This window comes from Mesorhizobium sp. M7A.F.Ca.CA.004.06.1.1 (assembly GCF_003999135.1).
Lineage (GTDB): Bacteria > Pseudomonadota > Alphaproteobacteria > Rhizobiales > Rhizobiaceae > Mesorhizobium.
This window is the reverse complement of the sequence record NZ_RZPQ01001171.1, coordinates 1-1,138: the sequence shown is the minus strand read 5'-3', so window position 1 is coordinate 1,138 and position 1,138 is coordinate 1. Positions and strand designations below refer to the sequence as shown.

The following is a 1,138-nucleotide window of genomic DNA, read 5'->3' as shown; positions in this document are numbered from 1 at the left end:
CTCCCCATCCGAACCGACGGTGATCCGCGAGCGCACCGGGCGCGCGTGCGGGTGGCGCGGCGCAAACGCGGTTTCAACGCCGCTCGCAACGAGATCGCACAACACGGCGTCGTCGGCGGCACTGCCCAGCCATCCGACGAACCCGGCGCTTCCGCCGAGCCGCGCGACGGCGGCAAGTGCCGTCGCGACATTTCCCCCGAAAGCTCGGGCACTTTGCAGAACCTTCCCCTTGCCCGCCGACAACGGCTGATCGACATAGACGATGTCGTCGATCGCAATAGCTCCGAAGCCGAGGATTGAAGGGACGGCGGGCATGGTTCAGGCACCCGCCTTCGCCAGGGCGTCTTGCGCCGAAAGGCCGTCATGGATGACGCCCCGAAAGGCGATCGCTGCCTTTTCCGGATCGCCGTGCCCCCAGAGATTGCGGCCCACCACGGCACCGCGCGCGCCGGCACGGATGGCGTCCGCCGTCTGCTGAAGGGCGCCGAGCAGCGTGTCGGTCTTCGGACCGCCGGCGATCACAACCGGCACCGGGCAGGTCCGAATAGTCTCTCGGAACGACTCGAAATCGCCCGTGTAACCGATCTTGATCACATCGACGCCGGACTCGTAGCCGATGCGTGCCGCATAGGCGATCTCGTCGGGGGTAAAGACGATTTTTGCCCCGTCGGTGAAATCGCGAGGGTAGATATGCGCCACCACCGGCATGCCGTAACGGGCCGCAGCGTTCACCGAATCGGTCAGCCAGCGTATGTATTTGCCCTCGGTCGCGCCGCGCACCGGAATGGCCACGGCCAACGCATCGGCGCCAGCGCGCACCGCATCCTCGGGCGTTGCAATCAGTTCACTGATGCGATCGTCTGGGGTAAAGCAGCCGGCCTGGATCACCAGGCAAGCCTTGCCCGCGTATTGCGGCCACAGATGGCGCGCGGTGCCGGGCTGGATGCTGACATAGTCGGGTTTGCCTACCATGACGCGTGCAAGGGCGCCCGGCAGATCGGCAAGACCTCCTTTGCGCACGTCGCCATAGCCGACAAAGTGGTCGACCGCGCCGCCAAAAAGATTCCCCGACGGATGTGAGAAGAGGCGCGCCAGGCGCACCTTGGTTCCGAGGCTCATGAGTCCTAAACTCTCCAAT

1 protein-coding gene and 1 pseudogene are annotated in these 1,138 nt (G+C 65.5%); both read right to left on the bottom strand.

Going from position 1 to position 1,138, the window contains the following annotated elements; translation table 11 throughout:
- Positions 1-315 (bottom strand): annotated as a pseudogene (locus EN906_RS38650) (permease); the annotation flags it as partial.
- Between the two features lie 3 nt (positions 316-318).
- Complete coding sequence (locus EN906_RS34860; RefSeq protein WP_127266571.1) at positions 319-1,119, bottom strand: class I fructose-bisphosphate aldolase; 801 nt, start codon at positions 1,117-1,119, stop codon at positions 319-321.
- Between the last annotated feature and the right edge of the window lie 19 nt (positions 1,120-1,138).